The following is a 19,756-nucleotide window of genomic DNA, read 5'->3' on the forward strand; positions in this document are numbered from 1 at the left end:
GATAAGACAAAAAAACAGCAGGAAGGGACGAAAAATCAGTGATTACGATTCGACCGGCAATAGCTGCAGATCAAGCGTTTTGGTTTTCTTTGGATACTCACTTACCAAAGGAAGTCTTCGCCAAAAAGATAATGGAAAAAACTGCTTATGTGATAGTTGCAGACGAACAGCCAGTAGGGTTACTGCGCTACAATTTTTTCTGGGACACGATTCCTTTTTGTACCATGTTAGTGATCGCAGAAGCGCATCAAGGCAAGGGTCTTGGGAAACGGTTGGTTACTTATTGGGAACAACAGCAAAAAGCAGCCGGCCATGCTCTTTGTTTGACTTCCACGCAAGTCGACGAGCAGGCACAGCATTTCTATCGCAACCTTGGTTACCAAGATGCCGGTGGGTTACTTTTGACAAGTCCTGGATTTGAACAGCCGATGGAATTATTTCTTATCAAACAGTTGTGATGTTTTTGCTAGCTTGTGGTACATTGATAGGAGAATGAGAAAATAGGAGCGTTTACTATGTCTTTTTTTGGAAAAATCGATTTCAATGAGTTATCAGAGACCGATCGTGCGATTTATCATTATATGTCGAGCCAAAGTGATAAGATTCCCTATATGCGGGTCCGTGAGATCGCGCTTGAATCCCACACCTCAGCTTCTTCTGTTATGCGCTTTATCCGTAAATTAGGGTATGAGAGCTTTACAGAATTTCGTACCCAGTTCAAAGCACCTGAGTTAGATGCTGTCAGTTTTTTTAGCAGTATGACCGTTTTGGATGCGGAACGCTTCCCGCGAGACATCGAAGGAAAAATCCGGCGAATCGCTGAACGAATGCTGGAATGTGAGAATATTATTTTTTATGGCATCGGTGCGTCAGGTTCAATGTGTGAATATGCTGCCCGCCGTTTTGCCACGATCGGATTTAACAGTTATGCTTTGGTGGATAATACCTATCCAATCTTTGCGAAGCTGAAACATACTTCAGACAATATGATCGTGGTCCTTTCAATCACCGGAACGACCACCGAGATCATTGAAGTGGTCAATGGCTTTCGTAATAATCCTGACTTCACCACTGTAGCAATCACCAGTGACGCCAACAGCACACTGGGGCGAATGTCCGATTATGTCTTAGACTATTCAGTTGATGTGAAACGCATCAACAAGTATGAAGATTTGACGACGCAAATTCCTTGCCTTTTCTTAGTCGAAGCGTTGTCGGAGACGGTTCGTCAGTTTTCTTTGTCCGCAGGGGAATAAGCTACATTTTTCCTTAAATAAATGAAAAAAACAAACAGGTTTAATGGATCAAGAGACTTTTCTTTTGATGACTTTTGGACCTGTTTGTTTTTTTGCATTTTAGCAAGCTAATTACGGTTCAGTCTTGTTGATAGAAAATGAGAGGGACGCCTGACATGAAGCGTCGATTCAAGGTGTCGAGGATTAAAGGAATAACGTAATCTAAGATCATTGAGCTTTTTGTTGTATAAAAGGGAGATGGCAAGTTTCTAAAATAGTTGCAACAATAACATATGAATGAAACGTATGTTTTTTTTAACTTCATGCAGGATATTCATCGATCGAGGAATATCGTGAATTTTATTCTAAGTAGAACATCGATATAATTAGTATGACATGTTTGAAAACCATGGTTTTTGAGATATCAAGTACGACTACGATCAAGATAGAATGAATTCCATATAAACAGTACTATTTAGGCTTTTGTAAAGAGATTGGCTTTAATAAAATAACACGTCTCAAAAACGATCGTTTTCGAAATGAACAACTCACAAGGAGGAGGGAGAATGGATATCAACGGTGCATCTATTAGAGGAAGGGCTTTGAAAGTATGTTTGGTCTTATTGTTCGCTTTCGGGTTTACAAGAACGAGTTTTGGCGAGGAGAGACGTTCAACGGAAACGGAGGGGACAGTGGGGTTTACCGGGATTTATGAGCCTTTGGATCAACCAGAACCATCTCCACCAACCGGTCCTGTTCCGCGTCCACCGCAAGACACGGGTAAACCCGGCGGGCAGCTGCCCCAGACAAACTTCATTCAACGGTTGGATTGGGTGATTCTTGGAAGTCTCTTGCTGATCACCGCACTTAACATATACGTAGTAAAACAACTTATCAAAAAAGGGAAATCAACATTCCCTAAGTGGGGCTAGATCCCATGGGGAAAATAAGAGAAATGACATTTAGGAGTGAATGCGATGAACTCATTTTTTCGCAAAAAAAATAAGTGGTTGCTGGTTCTACTTGCCTTACTCCCACTGATTACAACATTAACAATCATGAATGCCGAGACGATTTTTTCGTGGACACCAGAGGAAGAACACGAGGAGAAGGCCGACGATGAAGTGAGTGGAGAAATCTCCTTTGCGGAGGAACTGATCCAAGGCGAGGTCGAGCACGTAATAGATTTTATTTTCTACTCAGAAGTTGCCCTCGAAACGGTGGACATCGCGTTGCCTCAGGAAATAATCATTGATCAGGAAGCTTTGAACGATGAACTAACGGTGGTAGCAACAGACCACGAAGGTGTGTGGCAGCTGAACAGCGAGACCCCACAAACGACTTTTGTCTTACCGATTCTTGTGGATACGATCGGAGAATATGAGATCATCGTTGCCGAGACTGCTACGCAGCGCCTGCTGATCTTAGATCATACGGATGCCGAAGACACTGATTCGACGGAAGAAGAGAATGACTCTGCGGAAGCAGATCAAGCTGCGGATGCGGAAGCGAGAGAGCCAGAAGTAGATGATAGAAGTGGACAGATGGTCGAAGTGACAATTAACAAAAGCAATTTTAGAGAACACTTTGCTATCGAAGGTGACGAAAATACTGCTACTTACAATGATGAAACTGGGCTATTAGTACTAACAGAAGATATAACTGGGTCAGTCGGTTATGTTACCTTAAAAGACAGAATTAGTCTGGATCAGCCATTTACGCTTAAAGGTAAAGCCAATATTGGGTCTAAACCACTTGGTGCTGATGGGATGGCATTTGGCTTTCACAATTCTGAGACCAATAGAATAGGTTATGAGGGCAATGCGTTTGGAATCGGAGGTTTGAGGGATGCTTTTGCTTTTAAACTAGACAATAACTATAATGCTACTCGAGGTTTTTTTGACCAGAATAGGTTTATCGTTGAAAGAGACCCTATAGCTGTCAATGGAGCGCCCTTTGCTGGCTTTATCTATCATAGGACACCATTATTACTGGAAACATATATGGGAGATGATGCTCGAGCAGCAACTACGGGTGCTAGAAATGGAGCAGATGACCCGATCCTGATTGAATATCAGCCAAATAATGAAGGTCGCTGGTTTAAAGTTACTTATAGAGGTATGACTTGGGAACGTGACATCAGTGATTGGCAGCCATCAGATATTTCTGCAATGGCATTTATTATATCTGGTAGTACAGGTGCGAGAAGTGATCGTCATACCTTTTATTTTGAAGAGATGAATTATTACATTGGTACCGGAACCGTCCATGTGGATTATCGAGATCGAGAGACAGGGGAGGATATTCTACCAACTGAAACATTAGAACTACCATTACGTTTCCTTCATACCCTTGACCCCAAGAACCGAGAGAGCGATGAACCCTATCATTTAGGGTATGACTATTACGGGGTTGAGTTTAACACAGAACACTTTGACCCAAGTACATTTGATATTATGCCGCAGCCTTTCCATCAGAATGTTACTTTTTTATTTGATCGCGTGCCATCGAACATCAAGATCAATCACATAGATGAAGAAGGGGTAGCATTGAGGGAACCAACCTATCAAGGAGAATTCGTAAATGAATCGGTCGATATCCTTCCTGAGGAGATTCCTTATTACCAATATCTTTACGAGCGGGACGGTCAGCCGCTGGAAACAAGAGTCACCCGAGCTGAACAAGAATACTGGCTGGTTTATGGTTTGGAAAGTACTCCGCAACCAGTAGACCCTCTTGATCCGGATACGCAAGTAAATCCTGAGAATCCGCCTGAGATTGATGAAGAACAAGGGTTTGTCAGCTTGGATTTTGTTTCCCAATTCCAGTTTGGGACAGTTGGCATTCGGTCAGAAACGACGACCTACGATGCCCTGCCGCAAAAACTCCTTCAGCCGGCTGATCCAAATGATAATCTACGCCCTAATTATGTGCAGGTTTCAGATCGGAGGCGGGAAAATTCCGGTTGGACCCTCCGTGCAACCTTACGAGAGCCTTTTGAAAGTGATGAAGGGCATCAACTGACTGGTGCTAGAATTTTATTAGACAATATCGATGTAGTAACGACTCGAGAAAACGTGTCTGAGCCACCTACTCATAAACAGCAAGCAGCACTGACTGTTGGAAATGCGGAGATAATCGCACAAGCAGGTGCCAACCAAGGCAGAGGCACTTGGGTCCAGCGCTTTGGCAATCGAGAAACAATGGATCAAAGTGTCAAACTTGAGGTGCCAATTAGTGCGACTCCTCAAGCCACGAGATATTCAGCAACCATTCTTTGGGAACTTTCATTTGTTCCTTAACAATAAACAAAAAGAAGCTGCAGCAAATTGCAGCTTCTTTTTGTTAGCATCGGAGAAGACACAATGTCGGATGTATCAGGGGATTTGGTGTTATCCATTATTCATGGTACACCTTGTACCATGATGAAGTTTTTTCCTTTTTGCCATGAGTTGCACCAAAGTATGAAGATCGTCTTTTTTTGAAAACGTTTTTAATTATACTGAATGAAAGGAATCTGCAACATGTTGCTTCTGCTAAGAAGGAGCAAATGCCGCAAGTTCGATAAGCAAAAGAAGAGAGCCTAATGATTGGAGAGAATAATAGTGCAAACCGTAAAACTAAAAGAACTGATTGACCAAATGACTGTAGCTGAAAAAGTGGGCCAGTTGGTCCAACTGACGCCAGATTTTTTTGCGCAAGGAGGAGAAATCACCGGTCCGATGCAACAATGGCACATGAGTGAAGACCAATTATTTTCGATTGGTTCTGTGTTGGGCACTCATACTGCGGAACAAGTGTATGCCATCCAAACGTCTTATCTTGAGAAAAGTCGCTTAAAGATTCCTCTTGTTTTTATGGCAGATGTTATCCATGGGTATGAAACGATTTTCCCAATTCCACTGGCCTTAGCATCTTCCTTTGATGCGCAGTTAGTGGAAGAAGTTGCTAAAGCTTCAGCAAAAGAAGCGGCAGAAGCTGGTGTCCATGTCACGTTTTCACCGATGGCGGATCATGTTAAAGACGCGCGCTGGGGAAGGGTCTTGGAAAGTAATGGGGAAGATCCGACCTTATCTGCGGTGTTGACGGCTGCTTATGTACGAGGGTATCAAGGAACTGCTTCCCTTGCAGAAAATAAACAGCGAATTGCTGCTTGTGTCAAACACTTTATCGGCTATGGCGCTGCAGAAGGCGGCCGGGATTACCATACTGTCGATTTGTCTGATCTGGAGCTCTACCAAAATTATCTGCCCGCGTTTCAGGCGGCGATTGAAGCTGGTGTAGAATTGGTCATGACTTCTTTTAATACGATCCATGGTGTGCCGGCCACAGCCAATCAACCATTGTTGCAGGAAGTATTGCGAGAAAAGCTTGGGTTTGATGGCTTGATCATCTCAGATTGGGCAGCGGTGGCGGAATTGATGGCGCATCGTGTAGCTGCTGATCGAAAGGAAGCCGCACAGAAAGCTTTTACTGCAGGTGTCGAAATGGATATTATGAGTGATTGCTATTTGAACGCACTAGAGCAAATCATTCAGGCAGATCCTGCTATGAAAGAGCAGTTGAATAAGGCGGTTTTTCATGTGCTACATTTAAAGAACAAGCTAGGCCTTTTTGAAGACCCTTATAGAGGGTTAGCACCGGAAAACTTAACGCCTAGACTCCTAAAGGAAACCCGTCTTCTTTCACGAGAAGCAGCAAAGCAAACAACGGTTCTTCTGAAAAACCAAGCACTGTTGCCGTTGCAGAAAAAGCAAAAGGTCGCGTTGATCGGCCCCAAAGCAGCTTCGAAGGATCTTTTGGGGGCTTGGTCGTGGATCGGCAAACCGGAGGCTGCGGTCTCCTTAGCGGAGGGTCTTTCTCAAAAAGAAATTGACTTAACTGTCTTATCGTATCCTGATGGGGAAATGCTGACGAGCACCTTTATTGATGAGGCGTGTAAAGTTGCTAAAGAAGCTGAGGTTGTTTTATTGGCTCTGGGGGAAACTAGCGAGGAAGCGGGAGAAGCGGCAAGTCTGACCAAACTTTCTTTATCAAGAAAGCAAGAAGCATTGATTGAAGCAGTAAGTCAGGTCAATCCTAGGATCGCAACGATTCTTTTCTGTGGCAGACCACTGGTTTTGACCGCCATCGAGCCTCTTTGCCAAGCCATCATGATTGCCTGGTTCCCTGGATCAGAAGGAGGCAATGCGTTGGCAGATTTGTTGATGGGCGAGTCTGAACCGCAAGGACGTTTAGCTATGAGTTTTCCTCGAGCAGAAGGCCAATTACCGATGACCTATGCTCAACTCTCTACAGGGCGTCCACTGACTGAAGAGAATAGTGATCAAAAATATATTTCGCGTTATATGGATGAAAAAAATGAGCCATTGTTTTCTTTTGGCTCGGGGATGGGCTATGGTCGATGCACGATCACCCACACCCAAATCATTAATCCTCAGGAAAAGGATGCACCATTTGAGGTCAGCTGCACGTTGAAAAATGAGGGAGATGTACCGCATACCACGACACTGCAACTCTATAGCAGAGACGATGTTACAGAAGTAGCGCGACCGATGCGGGAATTAAAACAATGGCAAAAAATCCATCTTGCTGCAGCCGAAGAAAGGCAGCATTCATTCTATGTTACACCAGAGGATTTTGCTTATGTTCATTCCGATTTCTCGACAGAAAGTGATCCTGGTACGATTTCCTTATACCTTGGCTTTGCTGCTGCCTCAGCGAAGTTGATTGGTACGCTCACGATTTAAAAGCCTTTCGAGGCTTTTTTTTTCGGGAACAACTTGTACCAAAGTGGCACAGGTTTCAAGGTGCTGGTACATGCGCCAACTAGTCCTAGAACCATTGTGGGTGAAAACGTTTTTATATATAGTTGGTTTATCGGATGGCCAACCTTAGAGTGGTCGTTGATTTTTTCAGCAAAATAAAAACGTTTTTATTTTTGGGAAGAATCCTTCAGGAGGGGAGAATCATTTGACAAATCGAATCACGATTCGGGAAGTGGCAAAGGAGGCAAACGTGTCGATTGCGACCGTGTCTAAAGCATTAAACGGTGTCGATGTTGTTCGGCCCGCAACGAAAGAACGTGTGATGGCTGCCGCGCAGCGGTTGCATTATGTCCCAAATTTGATGGGCAAACAATTAAAAAACACGAAAACCAAGATGCTTGGTTTTTACACCACCAGCATTAAGGGCCCCTACTTTAGCGTACTAGTTGAAGCCATTGCCAGAGAGGCAGAAAAACATGGGTATGCAGTCAACGTGTTTTTATCTGCAGATAAGCGCGTTGTCCTCAATAGTATTTTAGGTGGTGTTGTTGATGGCATTATTGGATTTGAAGATTTTTTAACGAAGCAGGATTTGGCTGCGATGGAACGAGAACAAATCAAAGCCGTCTTTATCGATCGAAACATTCAAGAGAAGAACTTCGGCAGTGTAGTCTTTGATTCTTTCGAAAAAGGGAAAGCAGCCACCGAGTATCTTTTGTCACTTGGCCACAAAAAAATTGCCTTTATCAGTGGTATTACTGGTGTTTATGATAGTGATGAGCGTTTAAGAGGGTATTTAGAAGCATTAAACGAGGCAGGGGTTTCTAAACGGTCGGACTATCAATTGCAGGGGTTCTTTGAAGAAGAACGAACGAGAGTCCGCGTGCAACAGTTTTTGCTAGAGCAGAAAGATTTACCCACAGCGTTTCTGGCGGGAAATGATCTTAGTGCGATCGGAACGGTCAAGGCGATCCATGAGACCAAGTGGCGGGTGCCGGATGATTTCAGCGTAATTGGCTTTGATGGCATCGATCTCTTGGACTATTTCATGCCTCGGTTGACGACTGTGAAAAATCCAATCCAATTGCAAGGGGTCACGGCAGTAAACCACTTGATCGAAATGATTGAGGAAAATGCATGTGGTGTCTCCTACGTTTTACCAGGAGAATTGAGTATTAATCAATCGACAAAACAAGTAAATGAATAATGAGGGTGAAGCAATGTTTATTGGAATTGATGTTGGAGGAACGGCTATCAAATATGGTGTGATTTTGAGAACGGGTGAAATTGTGAAGAAAGGACAGATGCCAACCATTCATGAAAAAGAAAAATTTTTGCAATCCATCACAGCATTGATCGAATCGCTGCAGCAAGACGCAATGATCGAAGGTGTCGGTATTAGCGCACCGGGCATCATCCAAAAAGATGGCACGATGATCACGGCAGGATCAATCAAACCGCTTTATGGAATCAACCTAAAGTTGGAATTAGAGAAACGTGTCAAGCTGCCAGTCCTTGTTGAAAATGATGCCAATGCTGCAGCGATTGCTGAAAAATGGCTTGGGCATGCACAGGCTTGTGAGAACTATCTTTGTCTTGTTGTGGGAACTGGTATTGGTGGCGGGATCATCGTCAACAATCAGCTCTATCGAGGCAGTCATGGCATGGCAGGTGAATTTGGGTGGATGCTGATCGACACATTGCCTGAACAGGGAAATCTAGAGTCAGTTTCCTTGAATCAACGAGCAGCCATCGTGGGTGGTCTTTGCCATCAGTATCAACTGGCACTTCAGCAACAAGGGCGAAGTGATCTGCCTCAAGATGCAGTCGAGATCTTCCAGAGAGGAGAACAAGGAGAAGTAGTAGCGAACCAAGTGATTGCTCAATTTTTCCAAGATTTATCAGTGGGCTTACTGAATTTGATCAGTACATTTGATCCCGAGCTGATTTTGGTTGGTGGTGGGGTCAGTGAAAATGATGGTTTCATGACAAGGCTTGAAGAGACCATGAGCCAGCTAAAAGCTCGCCATGAAAGTATTGGTTATTTAGAAGGTCGCACGATTGCACCGATTCAACGAGCAAAATTAAAAAATGATGCTGGTATGATTGGTGCGGTCTATCAATTGATGAACCAATAAAGGAAAGCATGTATTTCCTTTGGGTGGAAAAGTAAGCGTTTTAGAAAGGGTGGAAAAATGGAATCAAAAGGTGTCATGCTAAAAGCAACCCCACAGAAAAGGTCATTTTTGCAAAAACTAAAAAGCCAAAGCTTTTATCAAGCGATGGTTTGGCCAGGTATTATCTTGATGATTATTTTTAATTTTATCCCATTGTATGGGATCGTTATCGCGTTTAAAGATTACTCAGTTCTTGATTCGATCGCAAATGCGGAGTGGGTCGGTACTCAATATTTTCAAGAATTTTTTAGTGATTCAATGTTTTGGACGGTGATGAGTAATACATTGGGCATCAGCTTTTTTAAACTACTGATTGGCTTTCCAGCGGCGATTGGTTTAGCGGTATTGATCAATGAAATCGTTCATGTGCGCTTGAAGAAGGTCGTTCAAACGGTGTCTTATTTGCCGCACTTTCTTTCTTGGGTCATCTTAGGTGGCATGTTTATTACGTGGTTGTCTGATACCGGTCTGGTCAATAATTTACTGTTAGGTTTTGGGTTGATCGATGAACCGATCCGCTTCTTGACCGATCCCGAAAAATATTGGGCGATTGCAGTCATTTCCGATATTTGGAAAGAAGTTGGCTGGAATACGATTTTATACATCGCTGCTATGACGGGGATCAATCCAGCTCTTTATGAAGCAGCTAGAATGGATGGCGCCACGAAGTTCCAGCAGATCACGCGGATCACGATTCCTTCGATCCGTCATATTATCGCCTTGACATTTGTTTTGTCAGTGGGTGGGTTATTGGGTTCAAACCTCGATCAGACACTCGTCTTACAAAACCCTGTCAATTATCAGTCCAGTGAAGTCATTAATTCATTTGTCTATAAAATGGGGATCCAACAAGGAGACTTCTCCTATGCGACCGCCGTTGGCCTGTTTGTGTCGGTTGTTTCTTTGATCCTCGTAGTAGGAAGTCATCTTTTGACCAAAAAAATCAGTGATGAATCAGTCTTTTAGAGGAGGAAAAGTATGAAACAAACATTTTCAAAAGATGAGAAGATCTTCAATACCGCCAATGTGATTTTCATGGTATTCTTTTTAGCCATCATTGCGTTGCCATTATGGAATATCGTCGCTTTGTCGTTCAATGATGCAACCGATGCCGCAAGAGGGGGGATCTATTTCTGGCCACGGGAATTTTCACTAGAAAGTTACTACACCGTTTTTGAAGATTCTGCGATCTATAAAGCTTTTGTTATCTCAGTTGCAAAAACAGTGATTGGCGTTGTTTTGCATACGGCATTAACGGCGATGGTCGCCTATGGGATGAGTCGCAGAAACTTAATGGGACGGAAAATCTACATGAACATGGGGATTTTAACGATGTTCGTTTCCGGAGGAATGATCCCAACCTTTCTCTTATTCAAAGAATTAGGATTGTTAAATAATTTTTGGGTTTACATCATTCCTGTCTTATTTTCTTTTTACGATATGGTGATTTTGATGAATTTTTTCCGGAGCATTCCATTTTCGCTGGAAGAATCTGCCATGATGGATGGCGCCAATCCTTTTATTATTTTCGTGAAAATCATTTTGCCATTGTCCCTTCCAGTTTTGGCAACCATTGCATTATTCCACGGCGTCTTTCAGTGGAACGACTACATGACCGCCAATATCTATGTGGATGATCGCAGTTTATATCCTTTACAAATGCTACTATTTCGGATCGTTTCGGAAAATCTATCGCCCGCAGTGGCGACCGGAACCAATGTTGTCAGAAATACAACTTCACAGTCATTGCAATTAGCAACCATGGTGGTAACGACGGTTCCTGTCGTCGTGATCTACCCATTTTTACAAAAGTACTTTATTCAAGGGATGACTCTTGGATCAGTAAAAGAATAGACAAAAGGAGAGAAAAAAATGAAAGCAAGCAAATTATTTTTAGGGATCGGTCTCGTATGTACATCAGTCATGGTATTAGGTGCCTGTGGTAATTCCAGCAGTGAGTCAAAAGGAGCTGCTGAGGTAGAAGATCTGCCAGAAGCTCGCTTTGAAGCAGACAAAGATACACCAAGCTGGCAAAAAGACACCGACCATGAAGCGACCTTAAAATGGTATGTCAATTTTGATTGGTATGCTCAGCCGGGGTGGGGCAAAGACACTGTGACGCGAAAAATCAAAGAAGACATGAATATCAATGTCGAATTTATTTCAGGAAATGACGAGAACCTTAATACGATGCTAGCTGGTGGCGATCTTCCAGATATCATGACCTTCGATAAAAACCTGTCTGCTGCAAATGAAGCGACAAAATTTGCCTTGCCATTGAATCTTTTGGCAGAAAAATATGACCCTTACTTCTTAGAACATGCAGCGAAACCGGAATCTGTTCAATGGTTTACTTTAGAAGATGGCAACATTTATGGATACCCGAGCTTTTCCACGACTGCACAAGATTATGAGGACGGCAATGTAGTGGGAGACCAAGTTTTCATTGTCCGCAAAGATATTTACGAAGCGTTAGGTGAACCCGATATGTCGACGCCAGAAGGATTTTTAGATGCGTTAAAACGGGCAAAAGAAGCATTTACGACAGCAGATGATGGTGCAGCTCTAGTCCCATTTGCTTCGACTGCACTAGATATTTCCAATGGCGGGGATGGCGCCTATGGTGGTACTTTGCAAGACTTTCTCAGTATCGCACCAAGTGTAGACGGTCAATTCAATGATCGTGACGCTGATGAGGAGTACATCACTTGGATCGAGACATTTAGAAAAGCGTACAATGAGGGATACATCAACAATGACCAGTTTTCAGACAATGACAACACGATGAAGGAAAAACTAGGACAAGGGCGTTATTTTGCTTACCTGCATACGAATACGAAGGGACTCAATGAGTTTATGTCCGATAATAATGCCCGTAATCCTGAGCAAACCTATATTGCCGTCGATGGTCCGAAAAATTCGAATGGCGATGATTCCACTTTTACTGGCGGAAATATTGGTGGATGGACACAAACCTTCATCACGACGTCGACAAAAGAACCCCAAAAAGCCATGGAACTTTTGACGTATTTAGCAAGTGAGTATGGCACGATGGTCACTACCTTTGGTATCGAAGGGGAAACATACAATCTTGTGGATGGCGTGGTTGAGTACTCAGAAGAAACAGAAGCGTTACGAAATTCTGATATTGCTCGCTTTGATAAGGAAATTGGTTTAGGTTCTTATTGGTTTGTTGGCAATGACAATTACGCCATTCAAATGGGACAAAAACCAGCAACATCGATTCGGCAGATGGTGGAATGGTCGCAAGACAAATTGGCGCCGCGTTTTGAGATCGAAGACATTGATCCTCGCACCGGTTCTGAAGCAAGAAACCTCACTTCCATCAACACAGCAAGAGTGCAAGCGTTGGTCAACTTTATTCAGGCAGACTCGGAAGAAACGGGCCGTCAGATTTGGGAAGATTACTTACAAGAACGAGAAAACAATGGTTGGTCAGCAATCGTTGATTATCGAAATGAGAAAATCGCTGAAAATATTGAAAAATTAAACTAAAGGTGTGTGAGTGTGATGTTTGCTTTAGAGAGTCGTTTTTATCGTCTTTGCGAAATCGTTTTTCGTATGCTGGTATTGAATCTCTTGTTTTTAGTGGTATCGTTTCCGATCATCACGTTTCCAGCCGCTTTGCGAGCAGTGGTCGATGCTTACGAACATCCTGAAGCAAAACTGCTAAAACCCTTTTTGAAAAATAGCAAAAGCGCGTTATTGAAGACTCTGCCACTAGGGGTCTTCAATCTCTTCTCATTTTTATGCGGACTCAGCTTGTGGCGTTCTGCTACTTTGACGAATTCATTGTTTTTCTCTTTTTTGACCATCATTTTTCTTACTTTTTTGTTGTCCTACAACATTAACCTGTATGTGATGCAATCAAAAATGCAAGATCGGCAAAACTTGTTTGACCTTTTTCGTAGTAGTTTTTTCTTTACGATGATGCACTACCATAAAGGGATCGGAATCTTAGTCCTAGCAGCGATCGGCTATTTCTTCACATGGCAATCAGCACCAGGTATCTTCTATCTGTTTTGTCTGTCTGGGCCCTTGTATTTCTATCAAAAAGTGTTGCATCTAAAAAGAGTGGATCAATCTTGATTCACTCTTTTTTTGTTGCTTGTAATCGCCACTAGCAAGGAAGTAGACAGGATGAAACACATTCCAATCTTTGAAACGCATTGAATTGAAAACGTTTGCTATTCTATTAGTAACAAATGTTTCCTATAATGAACCTACAAATCAACTACAAAGGAGTTTCCTCAATGAAAGAAAAAGTGATGGATGCGATGCAGAAATTCTCCAAGGCAATGTTTGTGCCCGTTTTGATTTTGCCGATCGCAGGGATATTGATTGCCGTTGGGAATGTGTTTACAAATGTCCGCTTGCTTGAGCAGTTTCCCTTTTTGGATAATCCGATAACCACCGGTTTTGGTAGTATCTTGTCCGCTTCCTTATTACCGATTTTAACCAATTTGGGCATTATTTTTTGTGTCGGGATTGCTCTAGGGTTAGCTAATAAGAAAAAAGCTGAAGCGGGATTTACCGCTTTGTTAGGTTATTTCGTCTTTTTGAATGCCATGAATAAATTCATGGAACTTCGGGGGATGCTGGTTCCAGCCGATGCCCTTCAAGGTTCAGGACAAGCGATCGTTTTAGGAATCCAAGTGTTGGATATGGGGGTCTTTCTGGGTATCATTTTAGGGATCGTCGTAGCATTGATCCATAATCGTTTTATCGATACGACCTTTAACAACGCCTTTCAAGTTTATGGCGGCGCGCGCTTCGTCTTTATTGTCTTGATTCCGGTCGTCGTGTTATTAGCCATCGTTTCCACGTTTATATGGCCAGTAATACAAACTGGCATCGACGGTTTAGGCGGCATCATTCAACAAACGGGCAACTTTGGCATCTTCTTGTACGGGATGTTGGAACGCTTATTGATTCCAACTGGCTTGCATCACTTGATCTACACGCCGTTTTTGTATACTTCATTAGGCGGTGTCGCAGAAGTTGGCGGTCAAGTCTTTGAAGGGGCACGGAATATTTATTTTGCGGAAATTGCTGACCCAGCAGTCCGCGTATTATCGCAAAGTGTCATTTGGGACGCTCGCGGGATCTCAAAAATGTTTGGACTGATCGGTGCCTGTTTGGCGATGTATCAAACGGCAAAACCAGAAAATAAAGTCAAAGTCAAAGCCATTTTGATTCCCGCAGTTGTGACTTCCTTTATTGCAGGTGTGACTGAACCGATCGAATTTTCTTTTATGTTCGTGGCACCTGTTTTGTTCGTCATTCATTCTGCACTTAGCGGCTTGAGCATGGTGGCGTTAAATCTCTTTGGTTCTCGCGCCATCGGACCGAATGGCTTCATCGACTTTCTTTTGTACAACTTGCCCTTAGGGATCGAGAAAACTCGCTGGCCAGTGTACTTGATCGTCGGAGTCGTCTTCTTCTTTCTTTATTACTTCTTGTTCCGCTTTTTGATCACGAAACTGAATTTGAAAACGGTCGGTCGTGAAGAAGATGGGACAGAGACCAAACTGTATTCGAAGAAAGAGTACAAAGAAAAACAACTTGCTGGAGCAGGTGTCGGGGTCATGGCGAGTGACCAAGCCGCCATTAGTCCGACTGGTGAAACAAGTATCTCAGCAATCATCACCAAAGCGCTAGGTGGCGATGACAATATCAAAACCATCGACAACTGCTATACCCGCTTACGTTTAAAACTAAAGGATCCTGAACTCGTGGATGAAGCACTGCTAAAAGACGAAACACAAGCCAAAGGCGTGATCAAAAACGGTGAAAATGTCCATGTCGTTTACGGGTTGACCGTGCCGAAAGTGCGGGAAGAATTAGAACATTATCTTGGAAGAGAAGGAGAGATTGAATGATGAAAAATTTTTCAGTAGTGATCGCAGGGGGCGGCAGTACCTTTACCCCGGGAATCGTTATGATGCTGCTTGACAATCAAGAACGCTTTCCTTTAAGAAAGCTGAAACTATACGACAATGATGAAGCACGCCAAGCGATCCTCGGTGAAGCCCTAGCGATTTTATTAAAAGAACAAGCACCGCAAATCGAATTTTCGTTTACGACGGATCCTGAAGAAGCCTTCAGCGATGTCGATTTCTGTATGGCGCATATCCGAGTAGGAAAGTATGACATGCGGGAAAAAGATGAAAAAGTCCCTTTGCGCCATGGCGTCTTTGGCCAAGAAACCTGTGGACCAGGAGGGATCGCTTATGGGATGCGCAGCATTACTGGTATGCTGGAGATCATTGATTACATGGAAAAATATTCCCCCGATTGTTGGATGCTGAATTATTCCAATCCAGCTGCAATCGTAGCTGAAGCGTGTCGGGTCTTGCGTCCGAAATCAAAGGTTCTGAATATCTGTGACATGCCCGTGGGCACGTTGCGTCGCATGTCGCAAATCATTGGCAAACAGCCAGAGGAACTAGAAGTTCGCTACTTTGGCTTGAATCATTTTGGCTGGTGGACCAGCGTCAAAGACAAAGAAGGCACGGAGTACATTCAAACCATTCGTGACTACGTTGCAGAACACGGCTATTTGACGCAGATCGAAGTGGATACCCAACATACTGACCCAAGTTGGCAAGACACCCACAAAAAAGCCAAAGACCTCTTGGCGCTCACACCAGAATATCTGCCAAATACGTACTTGAAGTATTATTTATACCCAGATTACGTCTACGAACACATGAAAGAACATCCAGAGTATACGCGTTCCAATGAAGTGATGGAAGGACGGGAAAAACGAGTGTTCGATCATGCCAAAAAGATCACTGCACAAGGCTCTGCTGAAGGGATCGCTTTTGAGATTGATGCCCATGCAACCTTTATCGTTGATTTGGCACGCGCTATCGCTTTTAATACGCATGAGCGAATGGTCATGATTGTGGAAAACAACGGCGCGATTGCGAACTTCCCGGATGATGCCATGGTGGAAGTGCCATGTATCGTCGGTTCTGATGGACCAGAAGCCCTCGCTCAAGGAAAAATTCCTGCCTTCCAACAAGCGCTCATGTTCCAACAGGTGACTGTGGAAAAATTAGTGGTCGAAGCATATGTGGAAAAGAGCTATCAAAAAATGTGGCAAGCGTTAAGCCTTTCCAAAACGATTCCTAGCGCAAAAGTAGCCAAAGAGTTGCTCGATGATTTGGTCTCGGAAAATGGTGATTACTGGCCAGGATTGTCTTGATTTGTTTCACATTTGCGAAACATTCGCTGGTTGGCTAACTGGAAAGAGGAAGATTCTCCAAGAATCTTTCTCTTTTTTGATTTTTGTTGTGGAAGGATAATTCTCTGAAGAAAATCACCATTAAACGTCTTATCAACAAAACGATCAGACAGGTATACTAGAATATGCCACTAACTATGGTAGAATAAAGCTAATTGAATCAGATGAGAGGGAGCAATGCGATGTTTTTAGGGATTGATATCGGCACGACAGCCATAAAATTTGGGGTCATTGAAGATCGGAAAATCATTTACTCACAGTCATTACCAATCAAAACCCATAGCCACGGGTTAAAACAGACCCAATCAGCGACACAGATCAGTAGCCAATTGATCAGTGGTGTCACAACGATTCCCGTTCAATTAAAAGCGGCAATCACAGTGATCGGGTTCAGTACCGCCATGCACAGTTTGATGCCAGTGGAGGGTGAGACCGCAGAAGAGATTTACATTTGGTCAGACAATCAAGCGAGTCAAACGATGACGGCCTTTCGTCAAACGGATCTGGCGGCAACGTTTTATGAAGAGACAGGGACACCGATCCATGCGATGTCTCCCTTTGCGAAACTGGCTTATTTTCAAACAAATGGTTCATATTCCAAAGAGACGAAATGGTTTGGCTTAAAAGAACTAGCAATGGCGTTGTTTACCGGACAAGCACGGATCGATTATAGTACCGCATCAGCGACCGGTCTTTTTTCTTTGAAAGAAAAGCAATGGAGTCAAAAGATTCTCAATTATTTATCCCTTTCAAAAGCCCAGTTAGCGCCTTTATGTGCACCGACTGATCGTTTTTTGATTACCGAGGAGATGGCGCAGCGGTGTGGCTTGAAGCCTGAGGTAGAAGTGATGTGTGGGGCTAGCGATGGGTGTTTAGCAGCATATGCTGGCTATATTTCTACAGGGATCCGCAACAGCTTGACGATCGGAACCAGTGCCGCGGTTCGTAAAGTAAGTGAGACCACCGTCTTTGATCGCCAAAAACAAAATTTTTGCTACTATCTGCAAGATGACCTCTATGTCGTAGGGGCACCTTCGAATAATGGTGGCTGTGTCCTTGCTTGGGCAAAAGAGACCTTATCAGAAGATCCTGATGGGTTTTATCATTATCTGCCGCAAGTCATGGAGGAATCACCGATCGGCAGCAACGGTTTACGTTTTTTCCCCTATTTAAATGGCGAGCGGGCACCCTTTTGGACGAATGAAATCACAGGTGGCTTTTCTGGCTTGACCCTGAAACACAATCGCTCAGATATGTTACGGGCAGTCCTCGAAGGCATGCTGATGAACATCGATTTATTAAAGCAAATGGCGCAGTTGGAAGGGGCAGTCACTGTAAGTGGTGGTTTCTTTCAAACAAAACTATTAGGTCAAATGACCGCGGATGTGTTGGGGCTAACCTGTTATCTTTCCGATGAAAATGAACCGATATTCGGCTTGTATGATTTGTACAAAAGCTCTGTTGTGCGGCAAGATCAGCCAGATGAAAAATTTGTTCCTGATCTGCAGAACCACGCGCTTTATCAAGAACTGGCAAAAACGTATTTTCATGCATAAGCAAAAACCAGCAATCCACTAGGGTTGCTGGTTTTCTTTTTCAACACACGTGAAAGCGTCAACGATATATTCCATCAATAAGAGCAGTTTGCCAAAGAAACTGGTGTACTGGATGTTTTGGGTGTCGTAGGGACGTTCATCTGTCACTTCAAAGGAAAAGGTCGCTAGTTGATTGGCGCGATGCTCACCGTTACCACAAAACAAAACAGTTGGTATGTGATGTTCATTGGCTAATGCCATCTTTTCCAGCACTTTTTGTGTTTCGCCAGATTTAGAAATGGTGATCAACATACTGATGTTCTCAATGTTGTTACTAATGATCCCACCTGAGTCAGAAGCACTGACTAATAAGGTTTTGATGCCGTTGACAAGCATTTTTTTGTGGAGGTATTCTGCCACGATCCCCGAAAAACCTGTGGCATAAATCGTAATAAACTTGTTCTTGTTTTGTCCATAGATTTCTTTGATCGCTTCGATCGTATCTGCAATACTGGCAGCGTCAATTTGGTAATCGATGGCGGCTTCAGTGATCGTCTGATTTTTCAAGCGATTCTTTAAGAAGTAAAGCAGCTCTAGATAGCCAGAAAAACCTAGTTTTTGCGCAAGCCGCACGATGGTTGCTGGGGAAGTGTAGATCGTTTTAGCGATTTCTCTTAAGGGCAGTCCATCGATCGCAGCGGTATTTGCAAGCAAATAATCAAGAATTTGCAGCTCATTGTCAGTCAATTTTTTTCCTTTGATCAATACATTTAAGTCCATTGTTCGGCACTCCTTTGTCTTGCCTTCATCATACAATGAATAACGACAGAAAGTAAAATAGGAATCGCGTCATGCTTTTATAGAGGAAAAAGATTGTGCATTTCCTAAAAAGATATTATAATTTCTTATATAGAAAATAAAGGTGGAGAAATGATGACACAAAAACCATATGGAACCGTACTACTAAAAGCAGCAACCATTTTAGATTACCTCGCAGAAGCGCCAAGTAAACCATTGCAAGAAATTTCAGAAGCAACGAAACTGACCCCATCCACAGCTTTGAAAATATTGGAAACGCTACAAATGATCGGCTATGTCAAACGCGACAAAGAGAAGAATTATCGCTTAGGGTCTAAGCTGATCAAGTATGCGAATCAAAACATTCAAGAGCTTGATTTAGTGGAAATCAGCTTGCCATACTTGGAAGCATTGCAGAAAACGGCGGATGAAACGATCCACTTAGGGGTCTTGACCGCCAATGAGATTCTTTATGTCAATAAATTGGAGCCTCAGAATCAAACGATCCGCATGTCTTCAAAAGTAGGAATCACAAGACCGTTGTATAGCTCTGCCATGGGGAAAGCCGTTTTAGCGGAGTTTGATGCCCCTCAAGTAGAGGAGTACTTGGCAGCAACGCCTTTAACCGCTTATACCGAAAATACCATTACAAATCAGTTGAAGTTGAAGAAAGAATTGGAACAGGCAAAAGCGAACCAAGTAGCCTTTGATGATGAAGAAATGGAACAAGAAATCTATTGCATCGGCGCCTCACTGACAAAAGATCAGGAGATCGTTGGGGCGTTTTCTATCAGCCTACCGAAATACCGCTTGACCCCAAAATACAAAACGACATTGATCGATGCGATTATTGCGACAAAACAACAAATTGAGCAAGCGTTGTAAACTTTTTAATGGAAAGCCCTTGCAAATAAAAACGAGAACGGTATAATGAACGTGTAAGTTTCTTTATAATAAATACCATTTTCCA

The 19,756-nt window shown here is 43.1% G+C and carries 16 protein-coding genes; 15 read left to right on the forward strand and 1 reads right to left on the reverse strand.

What is annotated here, in order from left to right; translation table 11 throughout:
* The first annotated feature begins 38 nt into the window (after positions 1 to 38).
* The 14 genes from IGK63_RS06395 to IGK63_RS06460 all read left to right on the forward strand — a co-directional run bounded on the left by IGK63_RS06395 (position 39) and on the right by IGK63_RS06460 (position 18,009).
* Entirely contained in the window at positions 39 to 458 is a 420-nt protein-coding gene (locus IGK63_RS06395) for a GNAT family N-acetyltransferase (RefSeq protein WP_005236549.1), read from the forward strand.
* Positions 459 to 515: 57 nt separating this feature from the next.
* Positions 516 to 1,256 (forward strand): MurR/RpiR family transcriptional regulator, encoded by a 741-nt coding sequence (locus tag IGK63_RS06400; protein WP_016613287.1) that lies wholly within the window; start codon positions 516 to 518, stop codon positions 1,254 to 1,256.
* A 545-nt stretch (positions 1,257 to 1,801) separates the two neighbouring features.
* A complete protein-coding gene (locus IGK63_RS06405) occupies positions 1,802 to 2,167 on the forward strand; it encodes a hypothetical protein (protein WP_008381556.1) in 366 nt (121 codons plus the stop codon).
* A 45-nt stretch (positions 2,168 to 2,212) separates the two neighbouring features.
* Positions 2,213 to 4,537, forward strand: coding sequence for a WxL domain-containing protein (locus IGK63_RS06410; protein ID WP_016613288.1), 2,325 nt, complete (start codon positions 2,213 to 2,215; stop codon positions 4,535 to 4,537).
* A gap of 303 nt (positions 4,538 to 4,840) precedes the next feature.
* Positions 4,841 to 6,985: a glycoside hydrolase family 3 N-terminal domain-containing protein gene (locus IGK63_RS06415; RefSeq protein ID WP_429972462.1), complete on the forward strand. Its 2,145-nt coding sequence runs from the start codon at positions 4,841 to 4,843 to the stop codon at positions 6,983 to 6,985.
* Positions 6,986 to 7,208: 223 nt separating this feature from the next.
* Complete coding sequence (locus IGK63_RS06420) at positions 7,209 to 8,210, forward strand: LacI family DNA-binding transcriptional regulator (RefSeq protein WP_008381553.1); 1,002 nt, start codon at positions 7,209 to 7,211, stop codon at positions 8,208 to 8,210.
* Positions 8,211 to 8,223: 13 nt separating this feature from the next.
* Positions 8,224 to 9,141: an ROK family protein gene (locus IGK63_RS06425; protein ID WP_008381552.1), complete on the forward strand. Its 918-nt coding sequence runs from the start codon at positions 8,224 to 8,226 to the stop codon at positions 9,139 to 9,141.
* Positions 9,142 to 9,198: 57 nt separating this feature from the next.
* Positions 9,199 to 10,146 (forward strand): ABC transporter permease, encoded by a 948-nt coding sequence (locus IGK63_RS06430; protein ID WP_005236531.1) that lies wholly within the window; start codon positions 9,199 to 9,201, stop codon positions 10,144 to 10,146.
* A gap of 12 nt (positions 10,147 to 10,158) precedes the next feature.
* Positions 10,159 to 11,034 (forward strand): carbohydrate ABC transporter permease, encoded by an 876-nt coding sequence (locus IGK63_RS06435; protein WP_005236529.1) that lies wholly within the window; start codon positions 10,159 to 10,161, stop codon positions 11,032 to 11,034.
* An 18-nt stretch (positions 11,035 to 11,052) separates the two neighbouring features.
* The gene (locus IGK63_RS06440) at positions 11,053 to 12,696 is read left to right on the forward strand and encodes an extracellular solute-binding protein (RefSeq protein ID WP_016613294.1); all 1,644 of its coding nucleotides are present in this window, start codon (positions 11,053 to 11,055) and stop codon (positions 12,694 to 12,696) included.
* 15 nt (positions 12,697 to 12,711) lie between these two features.
* Positions 12,712 to 13,290 (forward strand): hypothetical protein, encoded by a 579-nt coding sequence (locus tag IGK63_RS06445; RefSeq protein ID WP_008381551.1) that lies wholly within the window; start codon positions 12,712 to 12,714, stop codon positions 13,288 to 13,290.
* Positions 13,291 to 13,454: 164 nt separating this feature from the next.
* Complete coding sequence (locus tag IGK63_RS06450; RefSeq protein WP_034872219.1) at positions 13,455 to 15,083, forward strand: PTS transporter subunit EIIC; 1,629 nt, start codon at positions 13,455 to 13,457, stop codon at positions 15,081 to 15,083.
* On the forward strand, positions 15,083 to 16,414 hold the full coding sequence (locus IGK63_RS06455) for a 6-phospho-alpha-glucosidase (protein WP_034858513.1): 1,332 nt from the start codon (positions 15,083 to 15,085) through the stop codon (positions 16,412 to 16,414). Before IGK63_RS06450 ends, IGK63_RS06455 begins: the two co-directional genes overlap by 1 nt.
* 221 nt (positions 16,415 to 16,635) lie before the next feature.
* Positions 16,636 to 18,009, forward strand: coding sequence for a gluconokinase (locus IGK63_RS06460; protein ID WP_422708688.1), 1,374 nt, complete (start codon positions 16,636 to 16,638; stop codon positions 18,007 to 18,009).
* Positions 18,010 to 18,027: 18 nt separating this feature from the next.
* Here IGK63_RS06460 and IGK63_RS06465 read toward each other — a convergent pair whose 3' ends face one another.
* Complete coding sequence (locus IGK63_RS06465) at positions 18,028 to 18,768, reverse strand: MurR/RpiR family transcriptional regulator (protein WP_008381545.1); 741 nt, start codon at positions 18,766 to 18,768, stop codon at positions 18,028 to 18,030.
* A 150-nt stretch (positions 18,769 to 18,918) separates the two neighbouring features.
* Here IGK63_RS06465 and IGK63_RS06470 point away from each other — a divergent pair, with 150 nt between their 5' ends.
* Complete coding sequence (locus IGK63_RS06470; RefSeq protein ID WP_016613298.1) at positions 18,919 to 19,671, forward strand: IclR family transcriptional regulator; 753 nt, start codon at positions 18,919 to 18,921, stop codon at positions 19,669 to 19,671.
* The last annotated feature ends 85 nt before the right edge of the window (positions 19,672 to 19,756 follow it).

Source organism: Enterococcus sp. AZ040, from assembly GCF_050499185.1.
Taxonomy (GTDB): Bacteria; Bacillota; Bacilli; order Lactobacillales; family Enterococcaceae; genus Enterococcus_D; species Enterococcus_D entomosocium.